The organism is Ruegeria sp. S263 (assembly GCF_056780525.1).
The window spans coordinates 2,644,594-2,665,463 of record NZ_CM165558.1 but is presented as its reverse complement, the minus strand read 5'-3'; the positions used below and the strand labels follow the sequence as shown (position 1 = coordinate 2,665,463).

20 protein-coding genes are annotated in these 20,870 nt (G+C 57.7%); 8 read left to right on the top strand and 12 right to left on the bottom strand.

Features of this window, described 5'->3' with window-relative positions; all coding sequences use genetic code 11:
- Positions 1-27: 27 nt before the first annotated feature.
- The 3 genes from ACT2B1_RS13280 to cobS all read right to left on the bottom strand — a co-directional run bounded on the left by ACT2B1_RS13280 (position 28) and on the right by cobS (position 3,050).
- Positions 28-432: a hypothetical protein gene (locus ACT2B1_RS13280; RefSeq protein WP_481667917.1), complete on the bottom strand. Its 405-nt coding sequence runs from the start codon at positions 430-432 to the stop codon at positions 28-30.
- A gap of 142 nt (positions 433-574) precedes the next feature.
- Positions 575-2,059, bottom strand: coding sequence for a glycosyltransferase family 25 protein (locus tag ACT2B1_RS13275; protein WP_481667916.1), 1,485 nt, complete (start codon positions 2,057-2,059; stop codon positions 575-577).
- Positions 2,060-2,066: 7 nt separating this feature from the next.
- Complete coding sequence (cobS, locus tag ACT2B1_RS13270; protein WP_171122549.1) at positions 2,067-3,050, bottom strand: cobaltochelatase subunit CobS; 984 nt, start codon at positions 3,048-3,050, stop codon at positions 2,067-2,069.
- 493 nt (positions 3,051-3,543) lie between these two features.
- Here cobS and ACT2B1_RS13265 point away from each other — a divergent pair, with 493 nt between their 5' ends.
- Together ACT2B1_RS13265 and ACT2B1_RS13260 are read left to right on the top strand one after the other, a co-directional pair.
- Positions 3,544-4,143, top strand: coding sequence for a Hint domain-containing protein (locus tag ACT2B1_RS13265; protein WP_481667915.1), 600 nt, complete (start codon positions 3,544-3,546; stop codon positions 4,141-4,143).
- Positions 4,130-4,444, top strand: coding sequence for a Hint domain-containing protein (locus ACT2B1_RS13260; protein WP_481667914.1), 315 nt, complete (start codon positions 4,130-4,132; stop codon positions 4,442-4,444). Before ACT2B1_RS13265 ends, ACT2B1_RS13260 begins: the two co-directional genes overlap by 14 nt.
- Before the next feature lie 12 nt (positions 4,445-4,456).
- Here ACT2B1_RS13260 and ACT2B1_RS13255 read toward each other — a convergent pair whose 3' ends face one another.
- Positions 4,457-5,083 (bottom strand): J domain-containing protein, encoded by a 627-nt coding sequence (locus ACT2B1_RS13255; RefSeq protein WP_171120706.1) that lies wholly within the window; start codon positions 5,081-5,083, stop codon positions 4,457-4,459.
- 107 nt (positions 5,084-5,190) lie between these two features.
- Here ACT2B1_RS13255 and ACT2B1_RS13250 point away from each other — a divergent pair, with 107 nt between their 5' ends.
- Complete coding sequence (locus ACT2B1_RS13250; protein ID WP_171120708.1) at positions 5,191-5,445, top strand: BolA family protein; 255 nt, start codon at positions 5,191-5,193, stop codon at positions 5,443-5,445.
- Positions 5,446-5,476: 31 nt separating this feature from the next.
- A complete protein-coding gene (locus tag ACT2B1_RS13245; protein WP_254449169.1) occupies positions 5,477-5,701 on the top strand; it encodes a GDCCVxC domain-containing (seleno)protein in 225 nt (74 codons plus the stop codon).
- A 12-nt stretch (positions 5,702-5,713) separates the two neighbouring features.
- Here the strand turns inward: ACT2B1_RS13245 and ACT2B1_RS13240 are convergent, their stop codons facing one another.
- The 5 genes from ACT2B1_RS13240 to pepN all read right to left on the bottom strand — a co-directional run bounded on the left by ACT2B1_RS13240 (position 5,714) and on the right by pepN (position 12,288).
- A complete protein-coding gene (locus tag ACT2B1_RS13240) occupies positions 5,714-6,121 on the bottom strand; it encodes a DUF4177 domain-containing protein (protein ID WP_481667913.1) in 408 nt (135 codons plus the stop codon).
- 158 nt (positions 6,122-6,279) lie between these two features.
- Positions 6,280-7,851, bottom strand: a complete 1,572-nt coding sequence (gene gatB, locus ACT2B1_RS13235) for an Asp-tRNA(Asn)/Glu-tRNA(Gln) amidotransferase subunit GatB (protein WP_171239738.1) — start codon at positions 7,849-7,851, stop codon at positions 6,280-6,282.
- 71 nt (positions 7,852-7,922) lie between these two features.
- Complete coding sequence (locus tag ACT2B1_RS13230) at positions 7,923-9,179, bottom strand: hypothetical protein (RefSeq protein ID WP_171239739.1); 1,257 nt, start codon at positions 9,177-9,179, stop codon at positions 7,923-7,925.
- Between the two features lie 131 nt (positions 9,180-9,310).
- A complete protein-coding gene (locus tag ACT2B1_RS13225; RefSeq protein WP_481667912.1) occupies positions 9,311-9,739 on the bottom strand; it encodes a hypothetical protein in 429 nt (142 codons plus the stop codon).
- Complete coding sequence (gene pepN, locus ACT2B1_RS13220) at positions 9,736-12,288, bottom strand: aminopeptidase N (RefSeq protein WP_481667911.1); 2,553 nt, start codon at positions 12,286-12,288, stop codon at positions 9,736-9,738. The genes ACT2B1_RS13225 and pepN overlap by 4 nt, the downstream gene beginning before the upstream one ends.
- 204 nt (positions 12,289-12,492) lie before the next feature.
- Here pepN and ACT2B1_RS13215 point away from each other — a divergent pair, with 204 nt between their 5' ends.
- The 3 genes from ACT2B1_RS13215 (at position 12,493) to ACT2B1_RS13205 (ending at position 16,120) form a co-directional block, all read left to right on the top strand.
- Positions 12,493-14,628: a malate synthase G gene (locus ACT2B1_RS13215; RefSeq protein ID WP_481667910.1), complete on the top strand. Its 2,136-nt coding sequence runs from the start codon at positions 12,493-12,495 to the stop codon at positions 14,626-14,628.
- Positions 14,629-14,710: 82 nt separating this feature from the next.
- Positions 14,711-15,136 (top strand): GlcG/HbpS family heme-binding protein, encoded by a 426-nt coding sequence (locus tag ACT2B1_RS13210; RefSeq protein ID WP_171120723.1) that lies wholly within the window; start codon positions 14,711-14,713, stop codon positions 15,134-15,136.
- Positions 15,137-15,340: 204 nt separating this feature from the next.
- Positions 15,341-16,120: a gamma-glutamyl-gamma-aminobutyrate hydrolase family protein gene (locus ACT2B1_RS13205; protein ID WP_171120725.1), complete on the top strand. Its 780-nt coding sequence runs from the start codon at positions 15,341-15,343 to the stop codon at positions 16,118-16,120.
- Positions 16,121-16,166: 46 nt separating this feature from the next.
- On the opposite strand, the gene ACT2B1_RS13200 is transcribed toward ACT2B1_RS13205, so the two are convergent.
- Both ACT2B1_RS13200 and ACT2B1_RS13195 read right to left on the bottom strand, forming a co-directional pair.
- Entirely contained in the window at positions 16,167-18,407 is a 2,241-nt protein-coding gene (locus tag ACT2B1_RS13200) for a xanthine dehydrogenase family protein molybdopterin-binding subunit (RefSeq protein WP_481667909.1), read from the bottom strand.
- Between the two features lie 3 nt (positions 18,408-18,410).
- Positions 18,411-18,875, bottom strand: a complete 465-nt coding sequence (locus ACT2B1_RS13195; protein ID WP_171120729.1) for a (2Fe-2S)-binding protein — start codon at positions 18,873-18,875, stop codon at positions 18,411-18,413.
- 82 nt (positions 18,876-18,957) lie between these two features.
- Here ACT2B1_RS13195 and ACT2B1_RS13190 point away from each other — a divergent pair, with 82 nt between their 5' ends.
- Positions 18,958-19,551, top strand: a complete 594-nt coding sequence (locus tag ACT2B1_RS13190) for a TetR/AcrR family transcriptional regulator (RefSeq protein ID WP_171122568.1) — start codon at positions 18,958-18,960, stop codon at positions 19,549-19,551.
- On the opposite strand, the gene kynU is transcribed toward ACT2B1_RS13190, so the two are convergent.
- A complete protein-coding gene (gene kynU, locus ACT2B1_RS13185) occupies positions 19,544-20,737 on the bottom strand; it encodes a kynureninase (RefSeq protein ID WP_171239744.1) in 1,194 nt (397 codons plus the stop codon). The two genes, ACT2B1_RS13190 and kynU, sit on opposite strands and share 8 nt — an antisense overlap.
- Positions 20,738-20,870 lie beyond the last annotated feature (133 nt).

The following is a 20,870-nucleotide window of genomic DNA, read 5'->3' as shown; positions in this document are numbered from 1 at the left end:
GCCAGCCCTGTTTTCATGCAAACAGGGTTACAACAGGACGGCGCGGCACTCGGATATCCGGTGCTCCAATTGGAGTTCAGCCCCAGCGGCGATCCGGGCATCAAAGCTGTAGTCCATATCGGCCAATAGATACGCGACCTCAACCCAGCCACGCACACGCCAGCGTTTGGGCTGATGCTCCTCAACGCCTTCGGACAGCGCCCAAGGCAACACCGCTTCGAGCATCTGGTCAAATTGAACGCGAAGGATCTCTGCCGAATTCGCTTTGCTACCCAAGCGGGCCTTTTGCCGCGCAGCCAATGCTTCGAGCCGTCCTGAACATACGGCAAACAACTCTGCCCGGTCAGTGGGCTTGGAAGGAAGGGCTGCAACCGGCGAGGAAAACGTAACGGCAATCGTGACCACGATTAAAAGAAATCTGAAACATGACATGTGGTGAATGTAGCATGGATATTAATTGTATATACTTTAATTATACAAAATACATCGCGCTACGTGATCAAAACACAACATTGATATATGGTTTTAACCAATGTGGTCGCTAAATCGGGGCCCGATAAGGCGGAAAATTTGACTAGGTTGCTCCCACAGAGGAGTTGTAGCCGTATTCCTCACAGTATTCATTCAGAAGCGCCCGGGCTTGTGGTCCGATCACTTCCCACTGTTCTGCGTCGATCTGAGGTTTTTCGTGATGCTTGCCCTTATACAGCTTCTCGGCGTTTACAGGGCCGATATCCAGATTGTCCTTGTGAACCTTGAAACCTTTGTCCTGAAGAAAGTCGATCAGGGCCTCAGAGTCGGTTTCAATTCGGAATACAAAGTCCGGGTTCTGCCCACGAATGATGGACGCCCACAAGCAAAGCGACGCGATAGCCCATTCGATATCAGTCTCAAAACCGTTCAGATCAATCCCTGTTTCCGCAAGAATGTGGGTCCGGCGAAACTCGTATGATGCAGGGGCATGTGCGTTTTCGCGAATAATCGAGGGAATGGCTGTGGCCGGATCCCGAACCGTCTGGATCATGAATTGCCACTTTAGGGCTTTGCGCGTTTGGGCGACCGGGTCAGCGGCCCAAGGGTTTTGCGCCGCGTCCACCGCAAACATCCACGAACTAATGCCGTCCTTACCGTCAGCTTCGTGACCGACATCCAAGCCGGACTTGGTACACAGTTCGGCCACGAAACCAGTTCCGGTTCGAGGATGACCTACGCATAAAATTGGTCGTTGATATACATGCTGAACATGGTGCTTCAACCGACGCTCAAACTCGGTAAGTTCAGTGCCCCGATTGTGTTTCTTCAGGTATTCCAAGCGGTTTTTCTTGGGGTGAATGTAGGAATCCGTTGCGCCTTCGGACCAGGACAAATCCGAAGCAACAGGCGGGAAAATCGTGAGAGAATCCTCGGGCGTCGCAACCTCGCCATGCAAAAACACATCCGACGTTGTGTCCACACGGTCGAAGCGATCAATGAGCTTTGCGGCAAACCCCGAAGTGAGCGCATAGCACGGGTTCGACATTCTGACCTTGTGATTTGTGCGGAACCGCTTGAAACGACCATGATCCTTGGACAATGCCCACCCAAGTCGCAACATCATTGTTGATCTTGGGGTGAAGTCGATGTTTCCACGCTCGATCCCGTGCCAGAGCTTTCGCAATACACGCGACGTCCAAGGGTGGAGCACAATATCATCTTCCATCACGAGGACCCGACCGTCCTGCTGACTGGTAAGCCGCCATATGTCCAAGTGACTGGCAAAGTTTGCGACCTGCTGAGGAAACAGCACGTTGTTAGGGCAATCGCAATCGTTCATCCCGCACCGAAAACACGGCGGGAACGTCGCTATGCGTTGTTCTTCATAGAGCGACTGAACGGTTGGATGATCCGGCGTAAAAGCGTCATGCCATTCAAATGCAGTGATCCCGTACTCTGCCAGATGAGAAGGGATACGATCGCGACGTTCCTGAGCCTCGGGAAGGCTCAAGACAATAATCCGGTCGATAATGCCCTCAAAGACACCGAGTCCGGTGGACGGACGCGGGTCAGATCCGAACAGCATTTACGACTTATCCCAATGAGGCGTTTGCCGCGCTTTCAGGCAGTTCTTCGTCAAAGCAGCGCTGGTAGAACTCGGCAACCGTCTGACGTTCAAGTTCATCACATTTGTTCAGGAAAGACAGGCGGAACGCGTAGCCGACATTGCGGAAAATTTCGGCGTTTTGCGCCCAGTTGATGACCGTTCGGGGGCTCATGACTGTGGACAGATCGCCATTCATGAAGGCGGTTCGTGTCAGGTCTGCAACAGTGACCATCTGGCTAACGATCTTGCGTCCTTCCGCCGTGTTATAATGAGGGGCCTTGGACAGAACGATCATCGTTTCAGCGTCATGGCTGAGGTAGTTCAGCGTTGCGACCAAAGACCAGCGGTCCATTTGCGCCTGGTTGATCTGCTGGGTGCCGTGGTACAGACCCGTCGTGTCGCCCAGACCAACGGTGTTGGCGGTTGCGAACATGCGGAAATACCGGTGCGGCGTCAGGATTTCGTTCTGATCCAGCAGGGTCAGGCTGCCGTTGGCTTCCAGCACGCGCTGCAGCACGAACATCACGTCCGCGCGCCCGGCGTCGTATTCGTCGAACACGATCGCAACCGGATTGCGCAGGGCCCAAGGCAGAATACCTTCGCTGAATTCGGTGATTTGAACGCCGTCGCGCAGTTTGATCGCGTCTTTGCCGATCAGGTCGATCCGGCTGATGTGGCTGTCGAGATTAACGCGCACGGCGGGCCAGTTCAGACGCGCGGCAACCTGTTCAATATGCGTCGACTTACCCGTGCCGTGATAGCCTTGGATCATCACCCGGCGGTTGTGGGTAAATCCTGCCAAAATCGCCAGCGTGGTATCAGGGTCGAACTTATAGGTCGGATCAATCTCGGGCACCCGCTCGGTCACTTCGTAGAAGCGTTTGACCTGCATGTCGGTGTCGATGCCGAAGACTTCGCGAACCGAAATCTCTTCTGATGGTTTTGCGTTTGCGTCAATCGGCCAATCCATGCCTGTCGTCCTTATCCTGATACCGCAGCCTCACGAGGGGCCTTCGACACTGTGTGTGGTGCAACATATTGAGAGCAAGGGCAAGGGAAAGCCGCCTGAGCAGTGGCGCAGGCGGGTGTTTCTTCGGTGCTGGCCTGAAAGTCGTGTATTTTTCGTCACTGAGAAATGTCGCTGAGGGCCTTTGGGGCTGTGTCGCTTCACCAGCCCAGGGCGAGTTTGACATGTTTCCCAACCATTCATTCTGAGCCGGTCATCGGTCGTCTGTCGGGACGTTTTAGCAGTTCTCGGATGGCTCTGCGGCAATCACCCGAATAGTCGCCTGCGCGCCTTTGATTTGCGTTAATTGACAATTAAGGTAATAATACATGGTGTTTTTTGTATGAGTGCAGAGTGTTGGTCATGGGTTCCAAGATCAAAGCTTCTTTTGATTGCTGCGTCATGTCGGGCGGTGGTCGGACTGTTTTGATACCTTGCAGGGCTAGGGGCGCGGTCCATGCCATTTGACGTGCTCCTTCATAATGTCGGGACCACCGGTGGTGGCGACTATATCGTTCGCAACTCGACCCAAACCGCGATCATTGATGGCCAGACAATTTCGTTTGATGGGGGAACGACCTTTCAGCCCTATACCTATCTTGGTCAAGGGAACTATCGGGGCACAGGGGAATCCGGTGAATTTATCCAAGTTGGCGGCAATATCTATGCCTGGGATACCGATGATCCGACTGGCCCAATGCAAACCGGAAATTGGAAGATTGATGAGGGCGATCTCGACCCAACGGACCCGCCATGCTTTGTGGCGGGAACATTAATCGAGACAGATCGGGGTCCACGCCCGGTAGAAGACCTGAAAATTGGGGAATGGGTTCGCGGGGCAGGGGGACAATCTCTACCCATTGTCTGGATCGGTCAGCGAACCCTTACTGCGCAGACCTTGCGTATACAGCCAAAGTACCGGCCAGTGTGGATCCAACGGGACGCGTTGGGTGCGGGATTGCCCAACCGGGATCTAATTGCCCAACCGGGATCTATATGTGTCACCCCAGCACCGGATCGTTCTCGAGGGGTGGCGGGCCGAATTGCTGTTTGGTGAAGAGAGCGTATTTTGCGCCGCTATTCATCTGGTCAACGGAGATACGGTTCATCAAGTGCAAGCAGATAAGCCGGTGACGTACTATCACATCGCCTGCGAGGAACACGCTATACTGACTTCCCACGGTTTGCACAGCGAAAGCCTGTATCTGGGGGATCGCGCGCTAAAGTCCTTTCAGCGCGAGGACGTCGCCGAATTGCTTGCGTTATTTCCCGAACTGGAAGGTACCAGATCAATGCTAAAAACGCGGCTGCGTTGCCTCAAGCGGGCCGAAGCCAACGCATTGCAAGGTTTGTTTTAGCGATGTGCCGAATTACTTAAAATTCCGGCTGTCCTTGATCTGATCCCAGGCCCAGACGACTTCTTGCAGTTGTTCTTCCTGGGACCGGTCGCCGCCGTTCATATCCGGGTGCAGTACTTTGATCAGTTTTTTGTAAGCCTTACGCACCTCGGCTTTGGTCCAACTGTCATTGGCTTCCAGAATCTCAATCGCGCGGCGTTCAGTGGGGGGTAGACGGCGGCCACCGCCGCCGGAAGTACGGCCAGGGTTCTTGGTGGCGTTTGCGCCCAGAACCTGATGCGGGTCTTCTATGCCCAAACGCGCCCATGCACGGGCTTCGGGGTCACCCATGGGCTTGGTTTCACGTTCCCACACTTTGTCCTTCGACCGCTGCGCGTTCAGTTCGGCCTCGGTCGTGCCGTCGAAGAAGTTCCATTTCTGGTTGTATTCGCGCACGTGTTGCTGGCAGAACCAGAAGAAATCATCCAGCACATCCGGCGCTTTGGGCGCGCGGAACTTGCCCGCCTCTTCACAGCCTTCATGGTCGCAGATTCGCACCGATGTCTCAGACGCGCCCGACATCCCTCGGCGCCCGCGCGGGTTCTTTTTCTTGGCGCTGGAGACGGACATATCGAATCCGAAAGGGTCTGATTTCGTCATGCTGTGATCCTTAAGAACGCATCTTCTCGACTCGGAGGCAGCAGTTTAGTCTAAGCAGCCGAAAGTAGAAGAGGGGGGCGGTAAAATTTTTACCGCTAGGCGTAAAAATGACTGTGACCGACGAAATCCGAACCTGCCTGCAAGCTGCCTTTGATCCGCATGAGCTTGAGGTAGTTGACGACAGCGAAAGCCATCGTGGGCATTCGGGGTATCAAGAGGGCGGTGAGAGCCATTTCAACGTCCGTATCCGCGCGGCCGCTTTCAAGGGGCAATCCCGAGTCGCGCGTCACAGGGCTGTGCATAAAGCGCTCGGCGATATCGTGCCACGTATTCACGCGCTGGCGCTGGATATTGGGGAGTAAATGCGCCAACTCGTTTATTGAGGAGGGGGAGATGGAAGACACAGAGACAACCATAATTCTCGAGTCGACTTTGACTTGTCCCGCTTGCGGACATGTCGAAACGGAAACTATGCCAACAGACGCGTGCCAGTGGTTTTACGAATGCAAATCGTGTCGTGAAATCTTGAAGCCGCTGGAAGGTGATTGCTGTGTCTATTGCTCCTACGCGACAGTGCCATGCCCGCCGATTCAGGCGGGGCAGGCGTGCTGCGGATAAGTTCGAACTTGGCTAGGGTTTCTCTTGTTGCTCGGGTGCTTCTGCCCCTTTTAGCGACAGTGGGGGTTCTTTCACCTCTTCGGCAATAGGGGCTGGGGCCACAACGGCCTCGGGTCCGGGCAAGGGCTGCGCCAGCGGTACACCCTCGGGCGTTTCGCTTGGGCCACGGGTTGAGACAAAGTTCACTTCAATTTCGCGCCGAAAGACCAAAACATTGCGCCAGTTCACGGTAGAACTGGTCAGGCCCGAACGCTCTTCGCTGGGCAGTAATTCCGCGCGCTGGTATTCCCAGCCGTCCTGACCCATCTGGTTCAGCACCTGTTCAATCGAGACGGCAAACCGGTCTTCGGCGGTCTTGGCCCCTTTCGCCTTGCCGCCTTTTTGCGGGGCGGGGACAACTTTGTATTCGTAGCGCGGCATCGGTTCTTCCTACCTGTTCGTTCCCGGCAATCTAGCATGTTGAGGCTATTGGGAAAGTCATCTTCGCGCAGTCCGCAGCGTGTGTTGCCACGCCACAGCGCAAAAGAAAGGCGGCAGAGGGGATGCCCCTTGCCGCCCTTGCACTAATTTTCGATGACTTAGTCGCCTAGTTTCTTGCTCACCAGCTCGTTCACAGCTTTGGGGTTGGCCTTGCCGCCGGTGGCCTTCATCACCTGACCGACGAACCAGCCCGCTAGTTTCGGGTTCACCTTGGCCTTTTCAACCTGAGCGGGGTTGGCGGCGATGATCTCGTCCAACGCAGCCTCAATCGCGCCGGTGTCGGTGACCTGCTTCATGCCGCGCTCTTCCACGATCTGCGCGGGGTCGCCGCCTTCGGTATAGACGATCTCGAACAGGTCCTTGGCGATCTTGCCTGAGATGTCTCCCTTTGCCATGAGTAGTTGGATAACCGCGAATTGGGCCGGCGACATTGGACATTCGCGTATGGTCTTGCCGTCTTTGTTCAACCGCCCGAACAGTTCGTTAATCAAGAAGTTCGCGATCTTCTTAGCGTCAAAGCCGATACCTTTAGTTGACTTCGAGTGTGGTTTAAGGAGAGGGAATCCTCCTTCTTCAAACGCTGCAACACACCCTTCGAAATAGTCGGCTGCTTCAACTTCGGCGGTCAGGACCGAGGCGTCATAGTCGGTCAGGCCAAACGCCTCGATGAACCGCGCTTTCTTGGCGTCGGGCAGCTCGGGCAGTTTGGCGGCGATGTCGTCCACCCACGCCTGCTCGATCTCAAGCGGCAGCAGGTCGGGGTCGGGGAAATAGCGGTAATCATGCGCTTCTTCCTTGGATCGCATCGAGCGTGTCTCGCCCTTGTCCGGGTCGTACAGGCGGGTTTCCTGCTCGACCTCACCACCACCTTCGACAATGGCGATCTGACGGCGGGCTTCAACCTCAATGGCCTGTTGAATAAAGCGCATCGAGTTCATGTTCTTGATTTCGCACCGTGTGCCCAGATGCGAGAAATCCTGTGTTTCCTGATATTTCTCATACGCACCCGGCAAACAGATCGACACGTTGACGTCCGCCCGCAGGTTGCCGTTCTGCATGTTGCCATCACAGGTGCCCAGATACCGCATGATCTGGCGCAGCTTGGCGATATAGGCGGCGGCTTCTTCGGGGCCACGGATGTCGGGGCGGCTGACAATCTCCATCAGGCAGACGCCGGTCCGGTTCAGGTCGACAAAGGACATATGCGGGTCCATGTCGTGGATGGATTTACCCGCGTCCTGTTCCATATGGATGCGCTCGATCCGAACCATGCGCGCGGTGCCGTCGCCCATTTCCACCAGTACTTCACCTTCGCCCACGATGGGGTGGTAAAGCTGGGAGATCTGATAGCCCTGCGGCAGGTCGGGGTAGAAATAGTTCTTGCGGTCAAAGGCCGATTTCAGGTTGATATCCGCCTTAAGGCCCAGCCCGGTGCGCACCGCCTGTTCAACGCAGTATTCGTTGATGACCGGCAGCATCCCCGGCATCGCGGCGTCCACAAAGGCCACGTTCGAATTCGGCTCCGCCCCGAATTGGGTCGATGCACCAGAAAACAGCTTGGCGTTGGATGAGACCTGAGCGTGCACCTCCATCCCGATGACCAGTTCCCAATCGTGCTTGGCCCCGGCAATGGTTTTGATTTTGGGCATTTCGTATGTCAGGTCGAGCATGGAGCGCCTCTATTTCCGCAGAAGTCTAAGCCTGCGTATTAGGCGCGCTGCGCCAAAGGAGCAAGGGGGAATCAGTGACCTGACAGGTGCAGACCCGAAGGCGTAAAGGTGACGTCCATGCCGCTGCGCAATTCTTCACGGAACAAATCGCCAATCGCACGCAGGGCATCGCGGTGACCACGCGCCGCAAACCTCTCGGGCGAGTTGATGCGGACCGAGTTGTTGAACCCATTCGCAGCATGCGCCCAGATCAGCGGATGCAGCTCGGTCATGTGGTCACGGATCAGCCAGTTCGCAGCCTCATGAATTTGCGCGCGTACTTCATTGGCTTTTTCGTTCAGGCCAAGCCCGTTCTGAATGGTGATGGCGCAATAAGCGGCCAACATGTTGACGGTTTCCTGATCGGGGCGTTGACGCAGGATGTCACGCAGCCCTTCCAGGAAATATTCCACGTCCAGCCGGGCACATGCCTCTGGATCAAGGGCAATCGCGTCGAACTGCGCCCAGGTATACCCGCCAGCACCCCAGATTTCGTGTGTCCGTGCGGCGTTGCGAAGGGCCTGAACCTCAAGCTCTTCATAGCTGCCGAACCAACGCGGCAGCAGGTGGGTGCCCATAGCACGCATGTGACGCTGATTGTGCGGGTCCAGAGTAATCAGACGCTCGTATTTGTCGGCCACCCGGATGTTCGACTTACGTTGCCCGGCCAGCAGAGCGCAGTCGGCCGCAGCAACAAGCGGGCTTTCGGGTGCGGCCTCGCGGCATTTCGGAAGGATTGCTGCCGCCCGGTCGAAATGTGCAGCGCAGCGCGATTGGTGCAAGGGCGGCAATTTCGCGTCTACGGAGGTCCCGCGCCATGCCCAGGCCAAATCAATATGTGCAAGTGCAACAACCAGTGCGATCATCGGATCGCCTTCGTGCTCTCGCATTTCGTCTTCCAGTTCGGAAATGCCACACAGCACGTCATAATCAGACAGCGCTTTCCAATCAGAAAGCGCGTGCTCAACCGCCAGAACAACGTCGGCGCGGGCACCAAACGCCAGAAGGTCTGCAATCGGCATACCGTCAGGCGCAGACTCCCGAGCCTCGTCCGCGGCCCGCATTTGCCGCGACAGCTCGGACCAGCGGCCCTGACGCGCCAGATGACGCCCGGCTTCGATCGTCTTGCGACCCACCAGATCCTCGGCCTGAAGCTCTGCTACAGGGATATTCAACTGCCCCTGATCAGGCATTGCCGCAGCGACCTCAGGCGAAAGCGCCAAGTCGGACGGCATCGGCAGAGAAGAAGCCTGTGCGTTGGATGAAGAGGTGCGGAACAACCGGAACATGGTGAAACTCGGAACTGTAAAAACTGGAAACTTAGGAACCAAGTTTCTCTGGAATTTGCATCAAATTCAAGATTTGGGGGGGTATTTGTGTCGTTTTGGTGAACAGTGAGACTTTTTTCCCGGCATTGCCGTCAGAATACACTGAAGTGATGCCGCTCCACTCGGATCCCGGCCCGCTCAAAGATGGACTCAAACTCTGCGTGTGGGGGGATCAACTCATCCGGCAGCCGAATTCGTTTTCCCGAGATCGTAATCAACGAAACGCGCACGGAAAAATCCCAGCGGGTGTCAAAGCGGACATAGTCAATTTCCGACAATTTCACCTCGGCTGTTCGATTGCCGGTGAACCAATTCAGCTTGTTCTGATCAAGCGACAGGCCCGCGCTGGTCTCCCGTACAACGTCCCAAAGGGCCGGCAGCGTAGGAAGCGCCAGCAACCCAATCAGCCACCAGACGGCGTCAAACAGGATCACCAGCGAAATCAACGCCGCATACACAAGGATCAGAATCACGACCGTTCGGGGTGTTCGGTTATGACGTGTATAAGTGAACGGTGTCATGCGCCCAGAATACGCGAGACCATTTCGGTCGTATCACGCGACAAGTCCGCTGTATCGGCAATGCGCCTCAGGTGCGTGCGGATCAGGTCCTGACGGCCCGCGTCATAGCGTTTCCAAGTCTGAAAGGCCGAGCACATCCTTGCGGTGGTTTGCGGGTTGACCGGATCCAGCTTGATCAACCAGTCGGCCAGCAACGCATACCCAGCGCCGTCTTCGCGGTGGAAGCCAGCGTGATTCATCGCCAAAGACCCCATGACCGCGCGGAATCGGTTTGGGTTTTTCCAGTTGAAATCTGGATGCTCAGTCAGTTTGCGTGCTGAATCCGCAGCGGATTCAGGTGCGGCCATCGCGACCTGTAGGCCGAACCATTTGTCCACCACAAGCCGATCGTGCTTCCACTGATCGTAGAAGGTGGTCAATTCAGCCTCACCTTTGCCAGCGCGCAGTAGGCAGGATAGGGCGGAAAGTTGCAGGGTCATGTTGTCAGCGGTCTCATAGCTGACAGCGGCCTTGGCTCCGCCATCCAATCGCGTGGTCAGCGCCAGTGCCGCCCCACCCAGCGCACGCTTGCCTGATTGATCGGCGTCAGGACTAAAGGGCGCATCAATCATGGTTTCGCTGTGCAGGCGCGGTAGCAAGTCCTGCACGTGTTGCGCCGTGACCTGCCGCAGGGTTTCCACTGCGGTCCAGATCGCCATTGGATCAGGTGTTAAACCGCGTTCGTGCAGAGCTGCCGCCAGTTCCGATTGTGTCGGCAGGCCCAGCATCAGTGCACGATATGCCGGGTCAAGATCACGATCGCGCAGCACGGCCAGCAGCCCGTCAAGATAGTCGGCATCAGGCGACGCGCCGGCTTGGATCATCGCCAACAGAGTGTCTTCGGCCAACGAACGCCCGGCCTGCCAGCGGTTGAACGGGTCCGTGTCATGGGCCAGCAGGAAGGCGCGTTCGGTGTTGCTCTGATCTTGTTCAAGAATGACCGGGGCCGAGAAATCCCGCAGGATCGAAGCCGTCGGTTTGGCGGCCAGCCCTGTGAAGGTAAAGCTCTGGCTGGCCTCTGTCAGTTCCAGCACCTCGGTCGCGCGGACCTCATCCCCGTTGGGGCTCAGCAGGCCCACGGCCACCGGGATCACCTGCGGCAGTTTCTCATCCTGCCCCGGGGTCGGTTCGGTGCGTTGCGACAGGGTCAAAGTATAGGTGCCGTCTGCCCAATCCTCGGCCACGGTCACGCGGGGGGTGCCGGATTGGCTGTACCAGCGTTTGAACTGTGACAGATCACGGCCCGTCGTATCCTCGAACACTTTGATCCAGTCTTCGATGGTGCAGGCCTGACCGTCGTGACGATCAAAATACAGGTCCAGCGCCTTCGTGTACGCCTTATCCCCGACCAGCCGTTTTAGCATCCCGATGACTTCGGCGCCTTTTTCGTAGACGGTGGCGGTGTAGAAGTTGTTGATTTCCTGAAAGCTTTCGGGTCGCACCGGATGGGACAAAGGCCCGTTATCCTCGGGGAATTGCCGCGCGCGCAGGTCGATGGCATCGTGGATACGTTTCACCGGGGCCGAGCGCATGTCGGACGTGAACTGCGCATCGCGGAACACGGTCAGCCCCTCTTTCAAACACAGCTGAAACCAGTCGCGGCAGGTGATGCGGTTGCCGGTCCAATTGTGGAAATACTCATGGGCAATGATCGCCTCGATCCGTTCGAAATTCATGTCGGTTGAGGTCTCGGGGCTGGCCAGAACGGCGGAAGAGTTGAAGATGTTCAGCCCCTTGTTCTCCATCGCGCCCATGTTGAAATCGTCGACGGCCACGATGTTGAACACGTCCAGATCGTATTCCCGGTCATAGACGTCTTCATCCCATTTCATAGATTTTTTCAGCGCTTCCATACCAAAAGCGCATTTACCTTCGTCGCCGGGACGCACCCAGAGGTTCAGTTCGACGTCCCGGCCCGACATGGTGGTGAATCGGCCGGGATGCGCGATCAGATCGCCCGCGACGAGCGCGAACAAATAGGCGGGTTTAGGCCATGGGTCGGTCCATTCGGCCCAGCCTTCGCCTTTGCCGCTTGGGTTGCCGTTGGACAGTAACACCGGAAGATCGCCGTTGATGCGCACGGTAAAGGTGGACATCACATCGGGACGGTCGGGGTAGTAGGTGATCTTGCGGAACCCTTCGGCCTCGCACTGGGTGCAGTACATGCCGTTCGACATATACAGCCCCTCAAGCGCGGTGTTGTTGCCGGGGTCGATCTCAACCTCAGCCTCCCAAACAAAGGGTGCATCGGGGGCAGGGGCGGTCAGACCCTTGTCGGTCACCTCGGGCGTGACATCGATGCCGTCAATGGACGCGCGGATCAGGGTCAGGTCTTCGCCGTGCAAAAAGAATGTGCGGTCCGTCGCCTCAGGGTTGGGGCGGAACGCAATGCGCGAGGTGACGCGGGTGGCGTGTGCGGCCAGATCAAAGGTCAGATGCACGCTATCCACGATGTAGCCGAACGGCGTGTAGTCTTTCAGGTAGATCGTTTGGGGGGCAGCGTCGCGCATCGGGACCTCGCATCATTTGATAACTGGCGCGACGTTATGGTCTGAGGCGATGGGCTGCAACAGCGGCTTCATTGCCTTGTCGTATTTGAAGCAGCTTCGTGCAACGCCGAAGGGTTTAAATGTGACGTCGAAAGTTGCCTATCGGAAACAATCGGCCTAAATGCAGGCTGCATACAATGGCGCACAATGGCGGAGAGACACCAAATGAGCAGCAGACAGGCACGCAGCGGACTTCAGGTCGATACGGTTCTGGCCGAATTCATCGAGGGCAAGGCCCTGCCGGGAACCGGTGTATCCGCCGATACGTTCTGGGATGGTCTGTCGCGGATGGTAGCCGAGTTGGGACCGAAAAACCGTGCCTTTCTTGCCAAACGAGAAGAGCTTCAGGGCCGGATCGACGCATGGCACGTGGACCGCAAAGGTCAGGATCATGACGCCGACGCCTATCAAGCCTTCTTGCGTGAGATCGGTTATCTGGTCGAAGAAGGCGAAGATTTTCAGATCAAAACCGCCAATGTCGACCCTGAGATTGCCACCATTCCCGGCCCGCAACTGGTTGTGCCAATCACCAATGCCCGCTTTGCGCTGAACGCCGCCAATGCACGTTGGGGCAGCCTGTACGATGCGCTGTATGGAACCGACGCGATGGGTGATCTGCCCGCCGCTGGAGGGTATGACGAAGCGCGCGGCGCCGGTGTGATTGCCTGGGCCAAAAGCTTTTTGGATGATGCTGTGCCGCTGACCGCAGGGTCGTGGGCCGATGTGTCCGATCTGCGCGTCGAAGGCGGTGCGCTGGTACCCGCGCTGGCCGACGCTTCGGCATTTGTTGGCTTTGGCGGTGAGGCTGAGAAGCCCGATTTCGTACTGCTGAAGAATAACGGGCTGCATGTGAAAATCGTCGTCGATGCCTCTAGTAATATTGGCGCGGCTGATCCGGCTGGAATTGCTGACGTTCATCTGGAATCGGCGCTGTCCACGATTATGGACTGCGAGGACTCGGTCGCCTGTGTGGATGCCGAGGACAAGGTCGTGGCCTATGGCAACTGGCTGGGTCTGATGAAGGGTGATCTGGCCGAAGAGGTAACCAAGGGCGGCACCACCTTCACTCGGAAGCTGGCTGATGACCTGACCTATACCACCGCAGGCGGCGAACAGGCCGTGTTGAAAGGCCGCTCGCTGATGCTGATCCGCAATGTGGGCCACCTGATGACCAATCCGGCCGTTCTGGACGGTGATGGCAATGAGATTGGCGAGGGCCTGATGGACGCGCTCTGCACCACGCTGATTGCGATGCATGACCTGCAGCGTGAGGGCGGAAACTCGGTCAAGGGGTCGGTCTATGTGGTCAAGCCAAAGATGCACGGCCCCGCCGAAGTGGCCTTTGCGGTTGAGATTTTCGATATGGTTGAAGACATCCTTGGCCTGCCGCGCAACACCGTGAAATTGGGCATCATGGATGAAGAGCGCCGCACCTCGGCCAACCTGCGGGAATGCATCCGCGCCGCGAAATCGCGTGTGGCCTTTATCAACACCGGCTTTCTGGACCGCACGGGGGATGAGATTCATACCTCGATCGAGGCAGGCCCGATGTTGCCCAAAGGCGATATGAAAGCGACACCGTGGATTGCGTCTTATGAGGATCGCAATGTCAATATCGGTCTGGCCTGTGGTCTGAAGGGCAAGGCGCAGATCGGCAAAGGCATGTGGGCGATGCCCGACCGGATGGGGGACATGTTGGATCAGAAGATCGGCCACCCGAAGTCCGGCGCGACCTGCGCTTGGGTGCCGTCACCGACCGCCGCAACCCTGCACGCCACGCATTACCATAAGGTCGACGTTCTGGCCCGTCAGGATGCGCTTGCCGCCGGTGGAGCGCGCGGCACGCTGGATGATCTGCTGACGGTTCCGCTGTTGGGCGGGCGTAACCTAAGCGATGATGAAATTACGCGTGAGGTCGAGAACAACGCGCAAGGCATTCTTGGTTATGTGGTGCGCTGGGTCGATCAGGGTGTGGGCTGTTCGAAAGTGCCGGACATCAACGATAACGGCCTGATGGAAGACCGCGCGACTTGCCGGATTTCATCGCAGGCGCTGGCCAACTGGCTGCATCATGATGCGGTCAGCGAGGAACAGGTGATGGCCGCGATGCAGAAGATGGCCGCCGTGGTGGATCGTCAGAATGAGGGCGACCCAAGCTACCGCCCGATGGCTCCTGATTTTGACGGTATTGCGTTTCAAGCGGCCTGTGATCTGGTTTTCAAAGGTCGGGTGCAGCCCTCGGGCTATACCGAGCCGGTCCTGCACGCCCGCCGTTTGGAGCTGAAAGCCAGCTTGGGTTGAGTGGATAGGATGGGAACGAGGGGGCTGTCTGCCCCCTCGCGCTCCCCCGAGGATATTTTAGGCCAGATGAAAGGGATCAGGGTTGGTTGTTACATTGCGTAAGGCGCGCACCATTGTGCGCAAAGCTTTGGAAAAGGGCCGTGAGTTGGAATTAAAACCGCTTTCGGTTGTAGTTCTGGATGCCGGCGGGCATGTGATTGCGTTTGAACGCGAAGATGGTGCCGCGCCAGGCCGCTTTGCGATTGCGCAGGGCAAGGCCTATGGCTCGGTCATGCTGGGCATGGCGGGCACGGCGCAGATGGCGCGGGCCGAGGCGCAGGCTTATTTCATGGCCGCCGTGAACGGAGTGTATGGCGGGCAGGTCGTCCCGGTTCCGGGCGGCGTGTTGCTGCGCGATAAGAAGGGCGCTGTGATTGGGGCTGTCGGCGTGACCGGCGATACCTCGGACAATGATGCGGTTGCGGCGATGGCTGGGATTGAGGCTGCTGGTCTGGTCGGCGAAGTCTAATTGGTTGAAATATTCCGCGAGCAGCAGATGCTCTTTGATCTGCGGAATTCGCGGAACGACGCCAAAATGGGCAAGTGCCGTCACAGGTGCCCTAATGTGCAGGGGTGAACATGTACTTGCGCTGATACACAGGGGGTGTGCTATTGCACGCTTTTGACCCTGCGGATAGCTTTCGTGAAACGCGCAACAGATTAGGAAAGCGGAATGTCTCGGCCCGTCGTCGGTATCATCGGCAACTCTTACCTTATGAACGATGAATACCCGACCCATGCGGGCGGGACGATGAATTCTGAAGCCGTGGCGAACGTGTCGGGCTGTCTGCCGCTGCTGATCCCGGCTGATCCGCGTTATGTCTCGGTCGAAGAATTGCTTGAGGTGTGCGACGGCTTTCTATTGACGGGTGGTCGGCCAAACGTTCACCCGGAAGAATACGGTGAGCCCGAGACCGAAGCGCATGGTGAATTTGACCGTGCGCGTGACGCGATCACCCTGCCGCTGGTGCGGGCCTGCGTCGAGCGAGGGCAGCCGTTCTTTGGTATCTGCAGAGGGTTCCAAGAGGTCAACGTCGCAATGGGCGGGACGCTGTATCCGGAAATCCGCGAGCTGCCGGGTCGGATGAACCACCGTATGCCGCCCGATGGAACGCTGGAAGAGAAATTCGCGCTGCGCCATATCGTGACCCTGTCCGAAGGTGGTGTGTTCCATCGGCTTATGGGGGCTTGTGAGGTGATGACAAACACGCTGCATGGGCAGGGTATCAAAACCGTGGGACATAGGATCGTGATTGAAGGCCATGCGCCGGATGGGACGCCAGAGGCGATCTATGTCAAGGATGCGCCGGGCTTCACCCTGTCGGTTCAATGGCACCCGGAATGGGATGCTGAAAACGATCCCGTGTCGCGGCCGTTGTTCAAAGCGTTCGGAGCAGCCGTTCATGCTTGGTCTGAAGGGTCCGGCGCGAGGCTCATCCAGCAGAGTGCGTAATTCGTGCGCCGGTCCGGGAGAGAAGAACCAGACCGGCGCAACGCGATCAAACCAGCAGATTGAACTGATTGATCAGGGGTAGCGTCCGCGCGCGTTCACCTGTCAGGTCAAAAAGCGCATTTCCCAAAGCTGGCATGGACGGAGGTGTTCCAGGTTCACCAACACCACCCAGACGCGGGTTGGTTTCAAGAACCCGAATTTCGGTGAGCGGAGCGTTGTGCATCCGCAGGGCGTCATAGTCGGGGAAGTTGTACTGTTCGACTTCACCGTCCGAGAAAGTAATCTCGCCCGTTACCGCCGCCGACAGACCATAGATCATGCCGCCGACCATCTGTGCCTTGACCGTGCCGGGGTCCAGCGCGAGGCCGACGTCACAGGCGATCCACGCCTTAGCGATGCGGATGGTGCCATCTTCGTCAACAACTTCGATCACTTGTGCGACTGGCGTACCAAAGCTGTAGGTCATCCCAACGCCGCGCCCGACGCCATCGGGGGTTTCACCGGTCCAGCCGGACATGTCCTTGACGGCCTGCAAAACACCCGCAGCCGGGGCGAATTCGACCTTGGCCAGTTCCAGACGAAACTCCAGCGGGTCACGTCCTGCGGCATGGGCCATCTCATCCATGAACGTCTCGTGGAAGAATCCGTTATGGCTGTTGCCGACCGAGCGCCAGAACCCCACGGGCACGTCCAGATCTGCAATGTGACCGCTGATGCGATAATTCGGCACCGCATAGGGTTGGTTGAACAGACCTTCGACCAGCACCTTGTCAGGGCCGCCGCCCGGCATACCGGTATACCGCTCGACAGCTTGCTGGGTGCAGGATTGGGCCGCAACCTTGCCGTCGATCAGGACCGCTGTACCATCCTTGACCGCACCCCGCATCCGCGCTAGCGCGCCGGGGCGATAGAAATCGTGGCGCATATCTTCTTCGCGGCTCCAGGTGGTCTGGACCGGAACGTTGGGCATGGCCATCGCGACCTTGGTGGCAATCTCGGCAAAGTCCAACTCTCCGCGCCGCCCAAAGCCGCCGCCCAGATAGGTGGTGTGAATTTCGACGGCATCCTTGTCCAGATTGGCGGTGTTTGCGGCGCGGATCAGCAACAGGGTCGGGGCCTGATTACCGCACCACAGGTCCAGCTTGGTGCCGGTGAACAGCGCGGTGGCGTTCATCGGCTCCATCGTGGAATGCGCCAGATAGGGCACGCGGTATTCGGCGGTGATCTCGGTCGCGCCGTCGGGCAACACGTCCACATCGCCATCGTCCCGCATGGTTGAGTTTGGCGCGTCGTCAAACGCCTGGGCGATGGTGGTGAACAGGTCTTCGGTCTCGGACGGGTAGGGGGCGTCGGCCCAATCGACGTCGATCGCCTCGACCGCCTGAATAGCCAGCCATGTGTTGGTGGCGACAACCGCCACTCCATTGCCCAGATCCACGACTTTTTCAACGCCGGGCATGGACTGGGCCGCGCTGGCATCAAAGCCGTTCATCTCGCCGCCCAGCTTGGGATTCATCCGAACCGAAGCGAATTTCAGACCTTCGGGGCGCACGTCTATGCCGAACTCGGCGGTGCCGGTGGATTTACCTACGATATCCACGCGCGGCAGATTCTGCCCCAGCAGACGCCAGTCCGACGGATCGCGCAGTTCCGCATGAGGCGGGTCGATCCGGCCTGCGGCTTCGGCCAGTTCCGTATAGGGGATGCGTGTGCCATCCGGTGCGATCACCACGCCCGCTTCGGTTTTCAACTGCGCGCGGTCAACGCCCAACCGGTCCGCCGCCGCTTGTTTCAATGTTTCCCGCGCGGTTGCTCCCGCCTCGCGCATACGCTCAAATCCGTCTTTCATCGAGGTCGAGCCGCCGGTGACTTGCAAGCTGAGGGTTTTGCCGAGGACACCAAGGGCTTCACCCAGATTGTGCTGGAAGTCGGAGATGTCATATCCCTTGTTCGGCAGACCTTCGCCAACCAGAGCAGAGTTATAGTAGGCTGCCGCAGCAGGACCATGCAGAACGCGGATATCGTCCATCTCGACGTCCAGTTCTTCTGCGATCAGGGCAGCCCAGGTGGTCATCACGCCCTGTCCCATCTCGGCGCGTGGGGCGAACAGGGTCACGCCCTGCTGGTCAATTAGAATAAACGGGCTGAGTGCGGTTTCACCTTTTGCCGGTTTCAGCGGGTTCGCTGCCGGACGGGTAACGTAATACGCACCAAAAGCAACGCCGCCGACGATAGCTGCTGAACCGATCAGGAATGTGCGGCGAAGGATTTTACCAACAGATGCCATTGTTTACGCCTCCTTCAACTTGGAAGCCGCATCGTGGATTGCGGCCCGGATGCGTGGATAGGTTCCACAACGACACAGGTTGCCCTGCATCGCGTCGTCGATGTCAGCATCTGTCGGAGAGGGGTTCTCGGCCAGCAAGGCCGCCGCTTGCATGATCTGACCTGATTGGCAGTAACCGCATTGCGCAACCTGATGGTCGACCCAAGCTTGCTGGATCTTGGCCATCGCGTCCGGAGTGCCGAGACCCTCGATGGTTGTTACGTCGCCCCAGACATCAGACAACGCAACCTGACAGGACCGCACGGCCTCGCCGTCGATATGGACAGTACAGGCACCACAGGCGGCAACACCGCAGCCAAATTTGGTACCGGTCAGGCCAACCTCATCCCTCAGAACCCAAAGCAGGGGAACATCGTCAGGCAAATCCACCTGGTACGACGTACCGTTAACGTTCAAATTGGTCGCCATGGTGTTCCCCTCTTGGCTTTGCTGACGTGCTGACATATTTAATACGAGATGTCAGTCAGTCAACTGACAAATGAAACAAAAAATGTCAAAGGTTCAGATGAGAGACTTTGCGCTCGACGAAAAAACCCGGGCTATCCTTGAATCCGCTCTGCGGGTCTTTTCGACCTATGGATTCAAGAAGACCTCGATGGATGACATAGCAAAAGGTGCGGGGATGTCGCGCCCAGCTTTGTACCTGTACTTCGAGAACAAAGAAGCCATTCTGCGAAAACTGACAGAGCTGCACTACGAGGAAAAGAAAGCAGCCGTTGCCAAGGCGCTGAATGCGGACGGTCCGGTGTCACAGGTTTTCGGAAACGCGATCCGCGTTCAGACGGACGGGATGGCAGAGATCATGTCTTCAGCACATGGGCTCGAACTGCTGGACGCGGGTATTTCCATGGCATCTGACATTGTCACGCAAGGCGAGGCGCAGTTGCTGGAGCTTTACGCGAACTGGCTTGAACGCGAGGTAGAAAACGGGCGGATACGCCTGTTCGACAGCCCGCGAGAAACGGCCAGAATGATTGGCGCTGCTCTGCGCGGTAACAAGATCGCCGCCACGGATTACCAGCAGTTCGACCGCATGAACTCGAACTTTGCCACGATTGTCGGAGCTGGGCTTGCGCTCAGGTAACCCGCTGGCGTTGCTTGTATTCCGGGGTGTCCCACAACCGGTTCGCCATAATATCGGCCAGAATGTCCACCGCGCGTTCAACATCCTGCTCGTCGATAAATAACGGCGTAAATCCGAACCGCATGATGTCGGGCGCGCGAAAATCTCCGATAACTCCGCGGGCAATGAGCGCCTGCATAGCCGCATAGCCTTCTTCAAAGCGGAATGAGACCTGGCTGCCGCGCTGCTTTGCGTCGCGCGGACTGGCAAGGCGCAGCTCGGGGCAGGTGGCTTCGACCCGGTTGATAAACAATTCAGTCAGCGCGATGGACTTGGCGCGCACGTCTGCCATGTCAGCCATGTCCCAGATATCCATTGCAGCGGACAGGGCGGTCATCTGGATGATCGGAGGGGTGCCTACCCGCATTCTCTCGATCCCGCTGCCGGGGCGATAATCGAGATCGAAGGAAAAGGGGGCCTCATGCCCAAGCCAACCTGACAGCGCTGGGCGAACACGGTCAGTCAGGCGTGGTGCGACGTAGATGAACGCAGGCGCTCCGGGGCCGCCATTGAGGTATTTGTAGGTGCATCCCACCGCAAAGTCGGCATTGCAGCCAGACAAGTCCACAGGAATTGCCCCGGCAGAGTGGGCCAGATCCCAGACCGTGATGGTTCCGTTGGCGTGTGCAAGTTCCGTCAGCGCCTTCATGTCGTGCATCCGGCCCGACCGGTAATCGACTTCGGTCAGCATCAAAACGGCCACGTCCTCGGTGATGTTCGCAGCCACATCCTCGGGTGCGACAACGCGCAATTCATAGTCCGGCCCCAAAGAGCGCAGCAGCCCATCCACCATATAAAGGTCAGAGGGGAAGTTGCCGTTGTCCGACAGCACGACCTTGCGATCCGGGCACAGTTCCAGCGCCGAGGCCACCGCTTGATAAACCTTGATTGACAATGTGTCGCCGGTTACCACGCTGCCGGGCTCTGCTCCGATCAGTCGGCCGATGCGATCGCCCAATCCGATCGGAAACCCCATCCATCCGGCCTTGTTCCAGCCGGTGATCAGCATCTTACCCCATTCTTCGGTCATCATCTCAGCAACTCGCGACGTCGCTGCCTTGGGTACGGGGCCCAGCGAATTGCCGTCCAGATAAACCACGCCATCCGGCAGGTCGAACATAGCCTTGGTTGCTTTGAAGTCAGTCATTGGCGGGCCTTCGTCTTTGTGTGTCGACCAAGGGCTAGCCCATCCGACCTTGTCTGTCTATCGGCGTCGGTGAGGGTGAAAGGTGAGATAAATTTCCTGCGACTTTCTGCGATTTTGCGATTCCTGTCGGAAA